Origin of the sequence: Paenibacillus sp. RC67 (assembly GCF_030020805.1) — a bacterium.
Taxonomy (GTDB): domain Bacteria; phylum Bacillota; class Bacilli; order Paenibacillales; family NBRC-103111; genus Paenibacillus_S.
In genome coordinates, this window is sequence record NZ_CP125098.1 from 3188252 (window position 1) to 3206822 (window position 18571).

At 42.5% G+C, this 18571-nt stretch carries 16 protein-coding genes and 2 pseudogenes; 10 read left to right on the forward strand and 8 right to left on the reverse strand.

The genetic code is table 11. The features are described from left to right. Positions 1 to 18 precede the first annotated feature (18 nt). The 6 genes from QMA13_RS14615 (at position 19) to QMA13_RS14640 (ending at position 7393) form a co-directional block, all read left to right on the forward strand. Positions 19 to 1326: an ABC transporter substrate-binding protein gene (locus QMA13_RS14615; RefSeq protein ID WP_282942248.1), complete on the forward strand. Its 1308-nt coding sequence runs from the start codon at positions 19 to 21 to the stop codon at positions 1324 to 1326. 27 nt (positions 1327 to 1353) lie between these two features. After that, a complete protein-coding gene (locus tag QMA13_RS14620) occupies positions 1354 to 2340 on the forward strand; it encodes a carbohydrate ABC transporter permease (protein ID WP_282942250.1) in 987 nt (328 codons plus the stop codon). A gap of 78 nt (positions 2341 to 2418) precedes the next feature. Beyond that, positions 2419 to 3240, forward strand: coding sequence for a carbohydrate ABC transporter permease (locus QMA13_RS14625; protein ID WP_282942251.1), 822 nt, complete (start codon positions 2419 to 2421; stop codon positions 3238 to 3240). Then, a complete protein-coding gene (locus QMA13_RS14630) occupies positions 3237 to 4007 on the forward strand; it encodes an HAD family hydrolase (protein WP_282942252.1) in 771 nt (256 codons plus the stop codon). Before QMA13_RS14625 ends, QMA13_RS14630 begins: the two co-directional genes overlap by 4 nt. A gap of 22 nt (positions 4008 to 4029) precedes the next feature. Then, positions 4030 to 4941 (forward strand): N-acetylmuramic acid 6-phosphate etherase, encoded by a 912-nt coding sequence (gene murQ, locus QMA13_RS14635; RefSeq protein WP_282942254.1) that lies wholly within the window; start codon positions 4030 to 4032, stop codon positions 4939 to 4941. Positions 4942 to 5077: 136 nt separating this feature from the next. Beyond that, positions 5078 to 7393 (forward strand): hypothetical protein, encoded by a 2316-nt coding sequence (locus tag QMA13_RS14640; protein ID WP_282942256.1) that lies wholly within the window; start codon positions 5078 to 5080, stop codon positions 7391 to 7393. 86 nt (positions 7394 to 7479) lie between these two features. Here the strand turns inward: QMA13_RS14640 and QMA13_RS14645 are convergent, their stop codons facing one another. Next, a complete protein-coding gene (locus QMA13_RS14645) occupies positions 7480 to 7740 on the reverse strand; it encodes a DUF2164 domain-containing protein (protein ID WP_282942258.1) in 261 nt (86 codons plus the stop codon). Positions 7741 to 8330: 590 nt separating this feature from the next. Between QMA13_RS14645 and QMA13_RS14650 the strand changes: the two are divergent. Further along, a pseudogene (locus QMA13_RS14650) lies at positions 8331 to 8983 on the forward strand (glycosyltransferase). A gap of 249 nt (positions 8984 to 9232) precedes the next feature. On the opposite strand, the gene QMA13_RS14655 reads toward QMA13_RS14650, so the two are convergent. After that, positions 9233 to 9721 carry a GNAT family N-acetyltransferase gene (locus tag QMA13_RS14655; protein ID WP_282942260.1) on the reverse strand — a complete coding sequence of 163 codons (489 nt, stop codon included), beginning with the start codon at positions 9719 to 9721 and terminating at the stop codon, positions 9233 to 9235. Between the two features lie 570 nt (positions 9722 to 10291). Beyond that, positions 10292 to 11161, reverse strand: coding sequence for a LysR family transcriptional regulator (locus tag QMA13_RS14660; protein ID WP_282942261.1), 870 nt, complete (start codon positions 11159 to 11161; stop codon positions 10292 to 10294). A gap of 134 nt (positions 11162 to 11295) precedes the next feature. On the opposite strand from QMA13_RS14660, the gene QMA13_RS14665 reads away from it, so the two are divergent. From QMA13_RS14665 to QMA13_RS14675, 3 genes are all read left to right on the forward strand, one after another. After that, positions 11296 to 12462 carry a YbfB/YjiJ family MFS transporter gene (locus QMA13_RS14665; protein ID WP_282942262.1) on the forward strand — a complete coding sequence of 389 codons (1167 nt, stop codon included), beginning with the start codon at positions 11296 to 11298 and terminating at the stop codon, positions 12460 to 12462. Between the two features lie 536 nt (positions 12463 to 12998). After that, on the forward strand, positions 12999 to 13433 hold the full coding sequence (locus QMA13_RS14670) for a tautomerase family protein (protein WP_282942263.1): 435 nt from the start codon (positions 12999 to 13001) through the stop codon (positions 13431 to 13433). Between the two features lie 90 nt (positions 13434 to 13523). Continuing rightward, positions 13524 to 14606, forward strand: coding sequence for an NAD(P)H-dependent flavin oxidoreductase (locus tag QMA13_RS14675; RefSeq protein WP_282942264.1), 1083 nt, complete (start codon positions 13524 to 13526; stop codon positions 14604 to 14606). Positions 14607 to 14629: 23 nt separating this feature from the next. Here the strand turns inward: QMA13_RS14675 and QMA13_RS14680 are convergent, their stop codons facing one another. From QMA13_RS14680 to QMA13_RS14700, 5 genes and pseudogenes are all read right to left on the reverse strand, one after another. Further along, a complete protein-coding gene (locus tag QMA13_RS14680; RefSeq protein WP_282942266.1) occupies positions 14630 to 14827 on the reverse strand; it encodes a hypothetical protein in 198 nt (65 codons plus the stop codon). Positions 14828 to 15123: 296 nt separating this feature from the next. Then, the gene (gene rplD / locus QMA13_RS14685) at positions 15124 to 15747 is read right to left on the reverse strand and encodes a 50S ribosomal protein L4 (RefSeq protein ID WP_282942268.1); all 624 of its coding nucleotides are present in this window, start codon (positions 15745 to 15747) and stop codon (positions 15124 to 15126) included. A gap of 337 nt (positions 15748 to 16084) precedes the next feature. Next, positions 16085 to 16348: a CD3324 family protein gene (locus QMA13_RS14690; protein ID WP_282942269.1), complete on the reverse strand. Its 264-nt coding sequence runs from the start codon at positions 16346 to 16348 to the stop codon at positions 16085 to 16087. Between the two features lie 312 nt (positions 16349 to 16660). After that, positions 16661 to 17695, reverse strand: coding sequence for a Cfr family 23S rRNA (adenine(2503)-C(8))-methyltransferase (locus QMA13_RS14695; RefSeq protein ID WP_282942270.1), 1035 nt, complete (start codon positions 17693 to 17695; stop codon positions 16661 to 16663). Positions 17696 to 18040: 345 nt separating this feature from the next. Next, positions 18041 to 18339: pseudogene (locus QMA13_RS14700) on the reverse strand (P-loop NTPase family protein); the annotation flags it as partial. Between the last annotated feature and the right edge of the window lie 232 nt (positions 18340 to 18571).

The following is an 18571-nucleotide window of genomic DNA, read 5'->3' on the forward strand; positions in this document are numbered from 1 at the left end:
AAAAGGGAGCATGATGACATGAAAAGGAATACCTTGGTCTTTGGTTCCATGCTGATTCTATTGAGCTCTATACTTAGTGCATGCAGTGGTGGAAGCGCTACCAAAGCAACTGACTCCAAACCTGCTGTGGGAGGCGAGGTTGCCAAGCCGAAGGGGGATCCGGTAAAGCTCGTTATGTACAGCTGGAGACCTGAGGATAAGGATGGTTATGCGAAATTCATCGCAGAGTTCGAGAAGGACAATCCGGACATTAAGGTGGAATTCAAGCCTTTTAAAGCAACAGAGTACAACACCATTCTCGCTAACTCGTTACAGTCAGGGACGGGAGTGGATATTTTGCAGCTTCGTCCTTATGATGGCGCCAAGGCACTTGCGGATGCAAACTATTTGACCCCGCTCGACAAGGTGAAGGGCATTGAGAACTTCGCTGACAGCTACTTGGATGCGGCAAGAGGCACGGATAAAAAAGTATACGGCATTCCGTTAATGTTAAACAATGCGGTTATTTTCTATAACAAGAAGCTATTTGATGACAACGGGCTGCAGGTTCCAGAAACATGGGATGAATTCGTAAAAACATGCGAAGCTTTAAAAGCAAAAAATATTACACCGATTGCACAGTCAGGCAAAGCCGCATATTTGCTATCCACTACTCATACAGTCATCGGACCGAGCGCTTATGGAGGAACAGATTACTTACAAGCATTACTCAAAGGAACTACCAATTTCAAAGATCCTAAATTCCTTGATTCGATTAAACGCATGAAGCAGCTGGAAACGTTCTTCCCTAAAGATTTCGTAGCGATTGAAGACAAAGATGCACAAGCTTTGTTCTATACAAGTAAAGCAGCTATGTACATAAACGGAAGCCAGCGCTTGGAAACGTTCGAAGCGAATAAAGTAGCTTTCCCAGTTGAATTCATTCCAGGTCTCGCCGCTAAAAAAGGAGAGCCTGCTCAGATCGCAACTTGGGTGGACGGTTCCTACGGTATTGCAAAAAGCTCGAAGTACCAAGAACAAGCAACCAAATTCATCGAATTCCTGGCATCCAAGAAGTTTGGTCAAATGTTTAGTGATGATCTTACTCGTGTAAGCCCGATTAAAGGAGTGGAGCCTAAGCATCCGCAGCTCAAAAAAATGGCCGCCTTTAGCGAGAAAAATAGCACGCCTTACCTGCTCTTGACCAGCTTCAGCCAAGGTACACCTACAACGAAAACGACATTTGAAGATTCCTTGCAAGGGATGTACATTGGCAAGCTGACACCGGAAAAGGTAGCTGAAGATACACAAGCATCTGCTGACAAATGGTTCAAGCCTCAAAAATAATGATGTATCATACACCGATGAAGCCGTATGAAAAAGGAGCTGACCATGGCTGGTACAAATGTCGAAACTACTGAGGAAATCACCGTATTGAAGTCACCTGTCAAGACAAACAAGCGGTTCAAGAGACATCTGGTTCACTTGTTTTTACTCCCGGCATTAATCTTTTATTTAGGCTTTATGATTTATCCTATTTTTCAAGCGCTCTTAAACAGCTTTTTCTCATGGAAGGGTCTTGTACGTGGAGATTTTATCGGTCTGCAAAATTTTATTCGGTTATTCACCGAATCTCCCTTTAAGGAAACGTTCACCCGAGCGCTCGGACATAACGTCATATTTTTTGTTGGGACCATGCTAACCAAGCTTGTTGTAGCTTTTATTCTAGCATTACTAATTAACAGCAAAATTAAGGGTAAGGAATTATTCAAAACATTATTTTTCATTCCCAAGCTGCTTTCTGTTATTGTCGTCGGCTTTCTGTTTAGTCTCGTATTAAACCCGACCTATGGAGCGCTCAACACGTTTTTGAATACTATTGGACTAGAAGAGCTTGCCAAGCCTTGGCTTGGAGATCCGAATACAGCTCTCTACACGATTATTCTGGTGAACAGCTGGTATGGCTTCGGCTTCGCAATCCTTATTTTTCTTGTCGGACTTCAGGCCATTTCACCTGAAATTTATGAAGCTGCCAAGATCGACGGGGCATCCGGATTTGAAATGATTTGGAAAATTACGATACCCTTAGCCATGCCTTCTATTATGATCATGTCCATCTTAACGTTTATTGGCGCCTTTGAAACTTTTGAACTCATTTTTGCCATGCAGGGTTCATCAGGAGGACCTTACTTCTCGACGGATGTGCTCGGTCTCTATTTTTACCGTTTGGCATTCGGCTCAGTAAGCGGGGGAGAGTCCATAGGTTTGGGCTCCGCATTGGCTGTTGTCTTACTGCTGCTGATCTCAGGTGCAACCGCAATCTCGATGTTTTTCTTTAAACGGAAGGAAGTCGAGAATTAATCGGTGCTTGGAGCCACACCTTACCGCTTACGCGTACTTCAACTTTAGAATGTGGTAAAAATACATCGGAGGTAACCCATGGCACTTCGACTGCAACAAAGTGTAAAATATTTTATACTGATTCTATTTTCTTTCATCGCGGTGTATCCTGTTTTCCTGATGATCACATCCTCATTTAAAACGAAACAGGAAATTACCACTCACCCTTTGGGGCTGCCAAGCGGATTTTCTTTTGAAAATTACGTAATGGTATGGGAAAAAGTACATTTCTCAGAGTATTTTTTAAACAGCTTGTATATTACAGCGTTATCTGTCGTACTAGTATTACTGGTATCCTCGATGGCGGCATTCTACATAGCCAGATATACATTCCGTTGGAATGGCATCGTCTTGTTTTTCTTCATGCTGGGTCTGATGCTCCCTATGAAGCTGGCGATTTCGCCGTTATATATGATGATGCTGAAGCTGCACCTCTTGGATACGCATAGCTCGTTGATTATCGTCTACGTGGCAGGTCACATCTCGTTTGCTGTGTTTGTGTTCTACGGATTTTTCCGTACATTGCCCAAGGATTTGGATCAAAGCGCACGGATTGACGGCTGTAACGATTTCCAGGTTTATTACAAAATTGTTTTGCCGTTGATGAGACCTGCTTTGGCAACCGTAAGTATTGTTGACTCCATTGGAATATGGAACGACTTTTTTTACCCCCTTATTTTTATTAAAACGACAGAGTTGGGCACAATCCCGCTCGGTATGCTAACCTTGTTTGGAGAATACGATACGGATTGGAACTTGCTGTTCTGCGGCTTGACCTTATCCTCACTGCCTCTGATTGTGGCATTCTTATTCGCTTCCAGACAATTCATTGAGGGAATGACGACAGGAGCGGTTAAATGATGAAGAAATGGATTACGTTTGACCTGGACGGGACGCTCATGCAGAATCCGTTCGGCAAATGGGTTTTTCCAGCGATTGAAGAGAGTATTTCTAATAAATTGCAAAAGCCTTTTAAATCAACCGAGGCATTAGTACGTGAGCATGAGCTTCGGATGCAGCAAAATCGGACTGTAGAAGCCTACGATTGGGATGATATGGTTCGGCAGCTGCTAAATGAGCTTCAGCTTGAATTGGATATTAATGTGGAGCAGCTAGTGTTGGATCACTCCATCGCGCCAAAAATATTTTTGCTGGAGCCTGATTCGATCTCCGTATTGCAGAAGCTGAAGGAGAAAGGATACTCGCTGGCAACCGTGACGAATGGTTTTTATAAGTATCAGTATCCTGTGATGAGTCAGCTTGGGCTGAGCGAGTGGTTCGATGAGATTATTACGCCTGAAAAAGCGGGCTGCGGCAAGCCGGATGTCAACATCCTTAGAGAGCTTCAGAAGAGTGGGGAGATTGTGGCGCATGTCGGTGATCGGCTGGATCACGATGTCTATTTGTCCAACAAGTCTGGAATACCATCCGTGCTTATCTATCATAAGCTGCCAGAAGCATTGAAGGCTTACCGCCCGGAGGAACGAGCTGAAACCGCTGCATTCAAAGAAATTTGCGAGAAGAAGCTGAAGGCGGAAAATCCACATGTGGATACGAATCCATATCCTTCTGAATACGTTCCTACTTATGTGCTGAGCCGCATGGAAGAACTGCTGGAGTGTGTATGAGAACGTCAAGGAGGGACTTCAGGTGAAGACACAAGCGGGATTATTAGTAACTGAACAAAGAAACGATAAATCCTACCATTTGGATGTTTTATCGGTAAGAGATATAGTCGAGCTTATGAATAAAGAGGACTATACGGTAGCGGGCTGTGTTCATGCTGCGCTTCCTCAAATCACCCATGCGATTGAAGCGATTGCGAGCGTCATGGCTAACGGTGGCAAGCTTTATTATATCGGTGCAGGAACTAGCGGAAGATTGGGCGTATTGGATGCCTCCGAATGTCCCCCCACTTTCGGTGTCGAGCCGGAGCTTGTAGTGGGGGTGATAGCAGGTGGTGAAAGAGCCATTACCCGATCGATTGAGAATGCAGAAGATAACGAACAAACCGGACGGGACGATCTGGCAAGTAAAGTAACGAGTCAGGATGCCGTAGTTGGCATTGCAGCGAGCGGGACAACCCCTTATGTGATAGGCGCTCTTAGAGAGGCCAAACGAATTGGAGCGTTAACTGTAGCTTTAAGCTGTAACCATAACACTCGCATAAGTGCCGAAGCTCAATATTCTATTGAAGTACCGGTAGGTCCGGAGATTGTAACAGGCTCCACTCGTCTAAAAGCAGGTACTGCGACGAAGATGGTGCTTAACATGATTACGACCACCGCGATGATCAAGCTAGGCAAGGTATACGGAAATCTGATGGTCAACGTGCAAGCAACCAATGAGAAGCTGAGAGATCGCGTCGTTCGGATTATTAAGGAGGCGACAGGGGCCAATGATGAAGTTGCGGCTGCCGCTTCGCTGCAAGCCCATGGTGATGCACGAGCCGCGATCTTGATGCTGCAATATCAGATTGGCTATGAGGAAGCAGTGCAGGCGCTAAAGGAAACAAATGACCATTTCGGGAACGCTTGTCTGTTATTAAAGAAGCTTAATTGATTTGACCGATAAAAGGCTGCCATGAGGATGGTGGCCTTTTTGAGCTGTCGAAACTTTCTAAGGGTAAGCGGCGTCTAATGGGAGGAAGGGAATGGTATAAACAGTCGTTTTTTTACAAGAGGGAGTGAACCGTAGGATGTGGAAGAAGCTCGTGTTTACAGCGACTATTGGTGTGCCGTTGTCATTAGCAGGTTCAAGTTTAGCCGCTGCTGCGCCGAATATTTTAACAGAGAAGCCGGATGCTCATCATGTTCCATCTGCGATAATGCTATTGCAGGAAACGCCTTTCTATAGTGAGCCTGACACACTTTCTCATGAACCGGATGGAGTTCTTAAGCCGCAGACAGTAGAAGTTGTAGAAGGAGAACCCGGCTGGGTAACCAATGCCAATTGGTTTAAGATCAGCACTTGGCTAGGTGAACGATGGATCTACACGTTTCCCAGCGGGATTGATGTTAAACCTCCAGAGAGTGTGACACTGCTAAATAATACTACTCTATACTCGGTGCCTGACGAATCCACAACACCAACGGCTGTTTTATCGCCTCAGGAGGTCAAAGTGACTGGAGCTGAAAAGCAGTGGTTTCTAAGAAATAGCTATCCAGATTCTTCTAAATGGCTGAAAATTCAAACAAGCTGGCTCGGCGAGCAATGGATTCATCTACCTATAGAACAAATCGGTTCAATAAGGAGTGTGGACCGGTATTCCTATCATCAAGGTGCAGCTTTATATGATTCGCCGCTCATCAATCCCGCTGTTTATCCCCCGGCAAGCTCAGGGAATGCTAGTCTCCATGAAACAGGTGAGTTCGCGACACCAGTGAGTACCTCTTATCGCTTGGAAACCAAAGATGGAGCGAAGTGGACCATGAACCGTGGCAGAACCATTTTACCGGTAACTGAACCTGTTGAACTCAAGCTGCCGACTCCGCTTTTTGAAACTCCGTGGCCCTATCAGGATAAGGATCCCAAGATGTTGATGCCCCAAACTATCACCCCTTTGGAGAAAATCGAACCGGAAGCGGGACTGGGTAATTGGATGGAAGGAGTATGGTACCACGTTCGAGTAGGAAATGACGATGGCTGGTTCAACAAAAAATATGCAGATCCCGAAGATGCTAAGGCTACTGAGGATTCGGTTAAGCTGGGTTCGGATGCCACAAGGTTATATCGGTTTCCTGGAAGCTATATTTCTTTGAATTCAACGGTGATTGCACCTCAAGTCGTTCAAGCCTTAGCTTACTGGGATGACCCAACCTCGCCTCAGCGCTGGTATCAGATCGATTCTTTCATGGGCAAAGGATGGTTCCCGATTGATCCCAACAAGGATCGTATTCTTATCAAAGGACGCGAGCATGATTTGCAGGTTGCGAGACATGAAGGCTATTATGCTCAAGTAAACATTAAAGATTATCAGCTGTTTGAAGGGGATCAGCGAGTCGGGTATGCTTCGAATAATCAATATTACTTCAGCCTTAAGTATTTGGCTTCCAGACTTAGTTATCAGATTGAAGGACCAAGCAAAGACGGGATCGTGACTCTAAAAGATTGGAAAGGATACTCTTTTGTTGTTCGTTCCGGAGAAAAGACGGCTCAAACGCTATGGAACGGGGCGAGTCAGAGAACGGTACCTTTACGGTTTGAGGTCCAAAAAGAAAATGGCGAGCTGTATCTCAGCGAGCAAGATGTGAGCACCATGCTAGGTGCCAATGTTAAGAAAGGACCGCAAGGCGGATATATACAGCTCAGCAAAATGGAATACGATGTGGAGCAGCCGGTAATTCCAAAAACAATCGATGGAGACGAGTTTAGGATGACCGCATTACATTATGATACCTTTGTTGACAGTAACAACGTAACTGAACCGTTTAGCGGACTTTTTATTTATGATGCAGGTCAAGAAGAAAACTTCGAGGGTGTTGGCGCTGCTTCATATAAAAAAGAACAAATTCAATTAACATATGAGTCAGCATTGTATGACTATGTCAACACAAGAAAGGTCAAACCCGGCTTAAATCAGCTAACCCTTGTTTTTAAAATGGGAGAACGTATTATTTGGCAGCAAAACTGGGAGCTCACAGCCAATTATGAAAAATCTAAGCTGAGCGTAAAGCATCCTCCGGACGATCCCATGTTTCAATACAGTGATATTGAATTAGATCAGCCACAGCAAGGTTTTATGGAAACTAAGAATAAGGTGATTCACGCTGAAGGGATTGCGAAACGTGAATTAGGGAGCGGACTGACTTTAAAGGCTGAATTTTGGGACGGTGGAGCATTTGTAAGCGATGGGGAGGGAGAGGCGCCTTTCCAGCAAGGGAGGTTCAGTCAGGATTTAACGTTGAATCATGGAGCTGGTTTATATCGGATCACTCTGTTATCTTATTTTCATGTTGTGAACCAGACCCATTTAGGTCCGATTTCGAGATGGTACGTTCGCTATACGCCGTAACTTTTTAAATAAGGATAGGAATAAGTAAAAACGAAAAGCCTTGATGAAAGGATCGGGGCTTTTCGTTTCTACTAAAGTATGAGTTATTAATTCCTTCTTGTTAAAGGCAGAGGTTGTTCTAACGCATACAATTCCTCGTCTATGGAAACCATTTTTTGTTCAATGATCTTACGTGCATCTGAAAGTGCCTGATTGTAAATGTAAGGTGAAAGTTCTTTCGTTATGAAGTCGAGAAAGCTTTCGCCCGCGAGTTGTCCTATTTCAAGCGAAAATTCACTTTCAACATATTCTTGTAGGCTAGATATCATTTGTTGTTTTTGTTCTTTCGGCAGTTTCAAAGGTATCATGGTTAGTTGTCCTCCATTGGTAGTTTATTGTCTTAGATAAGTTCTTACAGTTAATATACCGTAAAAAGCTTCCTAATCACTATTTCTTTTTTTGATCATTTTTTATTACCAATATTTACAATAATTGATATAATGAAGAGTCGTGAACTGACTAATGGAAGGAAGTTCTTATACTATAAAATGAGCGGATGTATCCTACTCATTGATCGTGGATGAATCAAAGTCCAAAGTCCTACGAACGAGGTACAACTGGCGTTTCTCAACTCTTTCTCTGTTTCATCCACGGCACGCTTCAGCACTTCATAACGCTCATTGAGGACTAATACGCCGGAAAGTGCAAAACCTACTTGCATGGTTAAGGGAATTTCCCAGTACCAGCTCTCCAGATTCTTTTTTGAAGATTATTGAAAAGCTTGAATACATATAGATTTGCAACTGCGAGTCGATACGAAAGGCATCCAACCGAACGAGTGCATATACGATCATGCATAACTACGAAACGCTGTAAATAATCCTTTGCATAAAATCGGATATTTTAACCATAATAAAATAGCCTGTTTTATTCCAAACGTGCAGAGGAGCAGATGAATGTGAAAAACATGCGGTTATTAGCGTTGCTGTTAACCTTGGTGCTCGTTTTTAGTATGACGCCCGCAGTAACATCCGTGCAAGCGAAGGCAGTAGAGAGGAAGGATTCGACTTGCCTAAGTCCCAAAATGGTGCAACTAAAGGGCGATATGCAAAAGGTTTGGATCGATCATACGATATGGACGAGGAGCTATATTGTTAGCGCCGTTTCTAATCGTCCAGATCAAAAGGACGTATTGGATCGGCTTTTACGGAACCAGCAGGATATAGGCAATGTGATCAAGCCTTATTATGGGAAGCCGCTGGTAATAAGCTAGCTGATCTTCTGAGAGAGCATATTCTGATCGCGGGGCAAATAATAGTAGCTGCCAAAGCGGACAATCAGGCGGATGTGAAGAAGCTAGAGGTGGATTGGCATAGAAACGCCGACGATATTTCAAAATTTTTAAGCGCAGCGAATCCGAACTGGCAGTTCAAAGTGCTACAAGATATGCTGTATACGCACCTTCAGTTGATTACGGAAATAGTCCTTGACTGTATCAAAGGAGATTGGAAAGCGGATATTGCAGCAACAGACAAAAACGAGAGCCATATGATTCATTTAGCGGATATCTTGACAGAAGGCATTGTCAAGCAGTTTCCTGAAAAATTTTAAGCGAATGCGATAGACGCTACAAAGCAGATTTGCTTTTTATAATCGCCCGAAAGGGTGGCTATGGAAAGCTTTTTTTATCGGTTTAATGAATTGATAAATAAAACGATGGATGCAAGCGGCATGTATTAACGATCTAGTCCCTGACTGTGAGATAATTGTCCGGCAAAAAAATACATTAAAGCCTTTTTTTTACATCTGTTTATATTGAAGTTCTTCGTTAGATTTAATGAATTATTTCTTGAAATTGCACTAATCCAAAAACGATAAATCTTTGATAAACCAAGCGTCCGTAGCATTATGCGCTGAACCATCTAGTGGTCTATCAAGTTGTTTGAAACCTAATTTGATGTATAGGAGATTTGCTGCTTGAAGTTTCTTCAATGTTTCTAAGTAACAGTGTGTATAGTGTTCCTTGGCGAAGTCGAGTGCTACTTTCATAAGATCCTTCGACAGACCCATACCTTGAGCTTCGGGTGTAATGTATAGCTTTTGCAACTCGCAAATTCCCAGTTCCTGCCCAAATGGTGCAATTCCCACACCGCCTACCACTTCATTTTGTTCATTCACTGCAACCCAATACTTTGAATTTGATTGTTCCTTGTAATATTGTGCCAGACTGCTCAGTTGAGGGTCAAAATATGCTGTTCCCGGAATGTTTAGGTTAAATGATTCCAATGAGCGTTTAATAATTAGCTCTATTGTTTGATTGTCCTTTTCTTCAATTTCACGAATTTGCATTGTTTCATTCCCCCAATATCTAAGTAGTTATAAGTTATTAATTTTATAATTATTCGCCAAATAATTCAACCTATTCAAGTATCCCGCCCGTTAGCCATTCATGCAGCGCTGGTCTTGCGCTGCATGAATGGCTAACGGGAAACGAGTTCAATAGACAAAACGGCAGCTGGCTAGACGAGCGGCTGTCGACTTTCATAGAAGTAACGGGCAGTAGATCTGACTTCGCAGGTGGGAAAGATGTTCTTGGTACTGAAGGAGTAAATCGATGGACATCGTGAGGCTCACTAGATGGCTGCTATAGCTTAATTTCTGAAAAGAGTTGTTTGTTACAGGTCCATGATACGGCTTGCTTTGTCGCTACGACTGGATTCATAAAGCACTCTCCCTTTTAATAAATTGCCGGAATCATCAAGCATACCTCATAGTTCCACAACATCGCTTGTAATGCACGAGCCGTTAACATAAAAGGCTGCCGTAGAATCATCTCGGCGGCCCTTTTTCTGACTAGCTTAGTCCCAGCATGTGCTGTTCAAACGGTTTACACCGAATCCTTGACAGACCTCTTCTTTTTTAATGAAAATGTTCTTTCATCTCCGATAAGAACGCTGATAAGGCGGGAGTAATTAATGCATCCTTTCGTCTAACAAAAACCGTTTTTACCATGGCATGCTTTCTAGAGATCTCGTGGCAACGAATTCGGCCTTGCTGCTCCGCTTCATTGATGATAGAACGCGGCAAAAGAGCGATGCCCAATCCAGCGCCGACACAACCAATGATGGCCTCGAACGATCCGAACTCCATGAACTTCACCGGCGATAAACCTTCATCCAGAAGCAAATGCTCTAGCTTAGCCCGATAAGAACATCCTTTGTGAAAAACGAGAAACGTAAGCAGCTTAATATCCTGAATGGAATGAATAGGTGGATGCGAGACTGGCGCAACAAGCACCAGCTCCTCAGTGACAACATCTTCTTGGACTAGTTCAGGGTGCACCACCGGACCTGTAACGAACGCTCCATTTAACTCATAATGAAGAAGTGCATGGAGATGCTGTTCACTCGGGCCTGTGATTAGTGATAAATCCACGGCTGGATAATGAGTATGATATTGGGTTAGCAGAGCAGGCAGCCGAATAGCAGCAGCTGTTTCTAAAGACCCTATATGAAGTGTTCCTGTTGGAACAGCGGAACTTTCAACTGCTGATCTTGCTTCCTGGATGACGTGAAGTATTTTCTCTACATAAGGCAGCAGTATTTGACCTGAAGGAGATAGCGTAATTCCCCTATTATGTCGATAAAATAACTGTGTTTGCAGATCCGATTCCAGTTGTTGAATTTTATGAGTAACATTAGATTGAGCAAAATTTAATTTATTTGCTGCTTTAGAGATATTGCTTTCCTGCGCAGCGGTGTAAAATACTTTGAGTAACTGAATATCCATGCAGACCTCCGACTTTTTAAACTTTGATATATTAAATAGAGATACCTGATATCTTATTTCTGTATTATACATGTTTTCAAGAACGATGTATCATCATTAAAGTGACTAGTATAGAGAGGAAAGGATGAGTGGGTATGGAAAGTCGTTCGACGGTCGTGCTGTTTGGAGGAATCGCATCCATGATAGTGGCAATGGGTATCGGAAGATTTGCTTTTACTCCAATTCTTCCAATGATGATTGATCACGATCTGTTCACCGCGACTGGTGCAGGATATATTGCTTCAAGTAACTATTTGGGATATCTGATCGGTGCGCTTGTCCTGGCAGTATTTCAGGTTAAGCGGCAATCCTTATTGTTGTTTGCCGGTTTTATATTCAGTATTGCTACGACATGGGGAATGGGACAATTTCACAGCCTCAATGCATGGTTATTGCTCCGCTTTGTTTCGGGATTAGCAAGTGCGGCTGTATTTGTAATATCATCTAGCATTGTTATGAATCGTTTATCTGAAACACAGGTAGGTATCTTCTATGGAGGGGTAGGGGCAGGCCTTCTGCTCACCGGAATTTCAGTCCCCCTGCTTGCTCCAAACGGTGACTGGATTCACGCATGGAAGGGGCTAGGCTGGATCAGTCTGCTCATAGGGGTGGCAGCTTGCTATGCTTTAAGGAGCAGGCAAAAGGTTACCATTGCATCTAACTCGCAACCCGCTCCTAACTCTTCAAACATTCGAAGAATATTGATTTGGCTTGTGGTTGCCTATGGCTTGGAAGGTTTAGGCTATATCGTGACTGGCACCTATCTTGTTGCATTTGCTAAGACGGTTTCAAACATTCCTAATATTTCCACTTTAAGTTGGTCAATAGCAGGCATTGCAGCAATGGCTTCATGCGTCGGTTGGTCTCTGCTTGCTTTACGCTGGGGGAAAAAATGGACTTTAACCTTCGCCATGTTGTTGCAATCAATAGGCATAGCCATCCCAGTAGTCATTCCTTCTTCAACCGGTGTTATTCTTGGTACCATATTATTTGGCGGAACTTTTATGGGTATAACGATGCTCTTTGTCGCTTACGCAAAAGATTTATACCCGCACAACAATAAAAGCATCATTGGTCTGCTGACCACATTCTTTGGACTCGGCCAGATTATAGGTCCCCTTATTGCAGGAGTGATGATCTCGGGTAATGGCAGCTATCTTTCCGCTCTGATTGGCGCAGCATTCATCGTATTGTTAGGAGCGATCAGTCTACCACTTGGAATTGGTCGTGCTGATCGTAGCATTTCTAAATTAAGAGCGTGACTCAAATATGGACGGTACTCATTCTGATCATTTTCTATTAATCCCTTAACATTAGCCAGAGTGTTAGAGCATTATAGATCATGCGACGCTTCCTTCATACGCGATACTTCCTTACTTGTTAATTCGGCATGGCTCTGAGCAATCTAAGATTAATCATGAGTACTTCGGCATAATACAATACTGTTAGAATTAAAGGCGACCAAAGACAACGTATAGCGATGCATCATCCAGAGCGTGTAACAGCAATAATAAGCAAAAATGGAAGCATATATCCTGAAGGACTAGGTGAAAAAAGGGCCACACGAGAAGAATATTGGTATAATCCTACTCCAGAAAAAAGAGGACAGCATTTGCACCTAACACGATCATGAATCAATATGTTCAGGGGGCAAAAGAGAACAGGGTTTCTCCAGATGGCTATACTCTTGATATTGCGTATATGTCTCGAGTGGGAATGATGAAAAATAATTAGACGCATTTATTCTTGGACAACTAGTCAGGAAATCTATTAACATTAAAGTGAGGAAGGGAAACATTTGCCATTACTTCGTTTTGATCTTATCGAAGGGCGAGATAAAGCAAGGCTAAAAAAACTTTTAGATGTTGTTCATCAAGTTGTCGTAGAAGCTTTCGGTGTTCCTGAGCGAGATCGTTATCAAATCGTTCACGAACATCCCGCCCATCATATGATTATTGAAGATACTGGATTAGGCTTTAATCGTACCGAAAATTTAGTTATTCTTTCCATAATAAGCAAAGCTCGGTCAAAAGAGAAGAAACAAAAACTTTATTCCTCACTGGCTGAAAGGTTAGAAGCTGAATGCGGTGTTGCCCCAACTGATTTAATGATTTCTATTGTTGAAAATAATGACGAGGATTGGAGTTTTGGATTGGGTGAGTTATCGGAGCGGTTGACGCCGAGAATTGGGGTTGGGTGGATTGCCCGCCAACGATTGCTGGACGTAAAATAAGATAAGTGCTCGGCAACCGGGAAGCGGTTGGTTGAATATCGCGATGGAGATACTACCGTCGTCGCGTGGCACTTAAGGAGGAAGAGAAGAATGAAGCTAGATACCGCGCTTTGTCGCCTGTTTCAAATCCGTTATCCCATCTTTCTGGCCGGGATGGCTGGAGGACCCGTTACGGTCGGCTTGGCTGCTGCCGTATCCAACGCAGGAGGCCTTGGGACGCTGGGAGGAGCCTATATGGCGCCTGAAGTGCTTCGCGCTGCAATACGGGAGCTTCGTGAACTAACGGACGCCCCCTTCGGAGTGAATTTGTTCTCGATCCAAGTTACCGATGATAATTCGAGAACCGAAGAAGTACAGCGAGAACTAAACGAGATGCGAAAGCAACTGGGCATTTCACCAGTTTCGGGAGAAACCGTGCAGTCGCCCGATTATTTCGAGCAACAATTCGCCGTTTTGATAGAGGAACAAGTACCGGTGATTAGCACGGCTTTCGGCGTTCTTCCCGCGCATATGATGAAGCAAGCGAAAGATCTCGGCATTCTAATCGTTACTATGGCGACGACGGTGCAGGAAGCTCTTCTTGCCGAGCAAGCGGGTAGTGATGCGATTGTGGCCCAAGGAAGCGAAGCCGGAGGGCACCGCGGAACATTCGACATCTCAAGTCGGCCCATGGGCGCCAATATCGGAACGATGGCGTTAGTACCGCAAATGGCGGACCACGTTCGCGTTCCAATTATCGCGGCAGGAGGGATCATGGACGGACGCGGGCTTGTCGCCGCACTTGCGCTAGGGGCCCAAGGTGTGCAAATGGGCACTCGTTTTTTGACTTCGATCGAATCCGGTGCTCATGAAGCCTATCAGAAGATTTTGCTCTCCGGCAATGAGGAAAGCACGGTCATCACGAAGGCTTTCTCCGGTCGTCCGGCCAGAGGGGTGAAGAATTCTTTTATCGAGATGTGGGATAAGAGAGGCATCGAGCCACTTCAGTTTCCGACGCAGAATACGGCGACAAGAGATATTCGAAACGCAGCGTCAAGGCAAAATAACCCGGATTTTATGTCATTGTGGGCTGGACAAGGTTTGAGGATGTTGACATCCGGTCAAAGCGCAGCAAGAATCCTGGAAGAAACCATTCATCAAGCCCAATCGATTCTTCTTACTACCAATCATTAGTCATTGCCAGTTATCAAGAACGTTCAGAAGCACCCAAGCCAGAAAATCTCTCGCATCGTCAGATGAATGAATTGAAGCACTCCAGGTTTTCGACCATGTGCTCCATTTCGATTTAATAATAAATACGTTACAGGAAATGTTAGCAGTGGGGATAGCAAATTGGTAGATGAACTTCCTCTATTGGAGCCGACGACTTCGTTCATTTCTTCGTTGACATTCATCGACATCACTCTCCTTTCTTATAGAGGAGGTAGAAATGGATAATGCAACAACAGTCTAAAAAACTGCGAAATGAACTTTGAAAGTAAACGCTACGAAATTAAAAAAATACCGAATGCATAGTTCCAAAAAACATTGGAACTTGCTTCGGTTCTCAGGTGGCAAAGATGATAGGATTACATACGATATCGGTTTGATGTTTTTCTCAGTTAAGAATTACAAAGCTTTACTTAGACAATTGCCCTGCATACGAGTCATGCCAATACAGATTCGAAAATATTTCTGGTGTTTACCTTCTTTACGAGTACATTTCCGTTATCATCGTGATAGCTTCTTTAGCCATTATTAATTTATCACAATTCAGAACATTGTATACATTTATGGAATCAGCTACAGCGGTTTCTACACCAGGTATGTTATTGGCGCTTTTAATAACAAAGTTATCTATCAAAGGTGTAACAATTAGCACCTTTCTATCTGCCCCAAGAGCATTAAGCATTGCTACTATAGACTTTGTCCTGTAATTTTCTAACTTGATCTCGTCGACGACAATGAATTCTTTGTTCTGTACTTTGCTAGACAATGCAGATTTTATAGCAAGCCGCTTAACCTTTTTATTGAGTCTGTAGCTGTAGTCACGAGGTTTAGGGGCAAACACAACTCCTCCACCGCGCCAATGTGGCATACGAATCGAACCTGCTCTAGATTTATCAATTTTATTCTGCTTATACGGTTTTCTGCCACCGCCTCTAACTTCACCACGTGTTAATGCAGATTGTGTTCCACTGCGATTATTTGCCAGATAATTTATAACTGCATCATGCATAACCGATTCATTGGGAATAATACCGAAGATGGATTCTTCAAGTTCCATTTCATCAACATTAATACCTTCCATATTGAAAATAGTAACATTCAACATTATTCTTTCCTCCAGATCCTAAACTTTCACGATATCGGTCCCACATCCACATTAAAAGCCTCACTGTATTAGAAAACTTGTTGATTAACATTCTTTGTATATTTACAATAGCATTCATTATTTTTTAACCTCCGTTTGTCCTGCTACATTTTAGAAGAATCTATAGTTATAAAAGTAACAGATAGAAATCACATAAACTATATACAAAACGGCTCTGTAATGTATGGTATAACATCAGTGAACATTAAAAAGATGATCCCGTGTGAGTACAAGGATCATCTTCTGAGAGCGTAGTGTTTTTAATTAGTCCACAATAAGGATCACAGTTCAGCGTTTTTTATTTGTTGTAAATTATTTTTCTGATAGCATAAACAGAAAGGTAGTAAGATTCTGCAAGTTCTTGAATCGAATTACCAGAAGTATATGCTTGTATTATTTCACTATTTCGCTTATCAATCTCTTCACGAAAACCGGATAATTCTCCCCAATTTTTATGTTGATCTTTTATTGCGGGAATGTAGACGTATTCACCTTGTACAAAATCTTGCAATTTTTCAACCAACTCTTTTGGGAGAATTTCATTAGCGTTGATATATCTCATGTAGATTCACTCCTTGAATAAATGAAATATCTCAAGTAGCAAAGCCAGTATGATTGGTGATGATGTTATTCCATGCAAATATCACCAAATATCTGTCTTTGCATGGAATTGAACATGGGTAATTGTAATATTTTTATGAGACAAAATTATTTCTCCTTTTTTGAATTGTTTTCTTTTTTAACTATTACAAATCCTAAGGAACTAGTAACTCCACACTGTATAAATCAACATCTACTTAAACCATAGTAATACCAACAGTACATTAATTTTTCTAATGATAATTAATTATCGAATGTTGTAAATTCTTTTGCATTACTTGTTGTGTCCGTATAGCTGACCACATGCTGCATCAATGTCCGTTCCGAATTGAGTTCGCACAGTGACTTTGATTCCCTTGGACTTTAAGATAGTGACAAACTTTTGAACCCGTTCTTTGTCTGAATGATGAAAGTTTTCAGGTGTCACGTCGGTTGAATTGTAGGGGATCAAATTGACGTGATATAAATGTTCCCAAGGACCTCTGTCCTTTAACAAAGTAGCGATGGCTTCCGCATGCTCATTTGAATCGTTTTCCCCTCGAAGTAATATATAAGCAATATAAACTTTTCTACCTGTATCACGGATATGCTGATCCAACTTGTTCAACACATCATTAAGCGGAAACCGGTTGTTAATGGGCATAAGCTTGCTCCGCTGTTCGTCGAACGGAGAGTGTAGTGAAAAGGTCAGGTTAACCTGTGGAAATTCCTTTGCCATTCGATCGATACCCGGTAAAATTCCGATGGTGGAAACTGTAATTCTTCGGTGCCCCAAACCAAAGGTTCGTGGATCTGTTAGAATCATAAGCGTATCGAAGATATTAGGATTGGCTAGCGCCTCTCCCATGCCCATAAACGAAACACTATCCAAGGTTTGACCATTTAAATGAAAGTATAACAACTGATCGGTAATTTCATCAGCGGTTAGATTTCGTTTCAGTCCGATTGTACCTGTAGCACAGAAGCGGCAACCATATCCGCATCCGCACTGGCTGGAAATGCAGTATGATTTCCAGCCGCGCTCATAGCTTAGTTGGACTGCTTCTATGTGTTCACCGCCCTCAATAGAAAAAAGCACTTTATTCACTTGACTGGATGTCTTTTGCATGACAGGGGTTAAGTTCAAAACGTGTTCGCCAAGGTTCTTAATCAGTTCGCTTCTTATACCCTTGGGCAGTATGGTCATTCTGTCATATTCACCAATTTTTTGCTTGAAGATCGCATCTGCAATTTGTTGGAACCGATATGCGGGTTGTTTCAATTCAGACAATATGTGTTGAATCATTTCGTATTTCGAAGTTGATTTCATGATTTTTCTCCTCTTGAGCCGGAGAAAAGGCCTTAAGCACCAATAAAAGGGCTTAACATCTACATTAACCAGTTAAAATAAAACCCAACGATGCTTGCAGCTCTAGCCGCTACGTGCATCTATCGATAGATGGATAATGCTCCGGCATCCGTTTATTTTGATCGTGAACCGTACCAACAGACAATGAACGGTTCACATGAACATTTACAACTTCAAACATTTATTTCAACCTCCTAATTTAAATAAGCAAAAGTTACATTAGAGTTCGACGATTGGTGGCGATATTTTAAGGTTCGTCCCATATATGGAGATGTGCCTTCTCGCATAATCTTATAAGTTGCCCTGTAGATGTGAGGTATCTTGTGATACGCCATGCTTTGATTTTAGATAATCGCTTTCCAGGTTCCGTGCGTGAATGTCCAAGTGATTAGTTGGTTCGTCTATAAGCAGGAAACTGTTTTCCTTAAAAACAAGGTTGCGAGTAAACTATCGTTAGCTCCCCGTTTGACAAGGTTTCAAACGGCTAGGTTCAGAAATGTTGTTTTGCTTCGACCACTCCTTCCAGCAAAACCTAATTCCTAATCCGTATTAATTTGAAAGCTGTCATAAGCAAAAGTTAGGTTGGTCACATTGATTAAAGTCATTTCAAAATCCTCCATAAAAAATAAAGAGCTACAAGAAAGTTACCTTTCTTGTAGCTCAAATAAACAAATACTAAAATCTAACCCAATTAATGGATTGGATATTGTTATTTTATTTGAGTGAAGAGAATAAGTAACTTTCTTGCTTAACAAAGAATAAAACAGTTTTTGTTTTATCATTCGAAAATAAGCAAGAAATATTACATTATTCTCATCAGCTCCCCTAGATTAATTA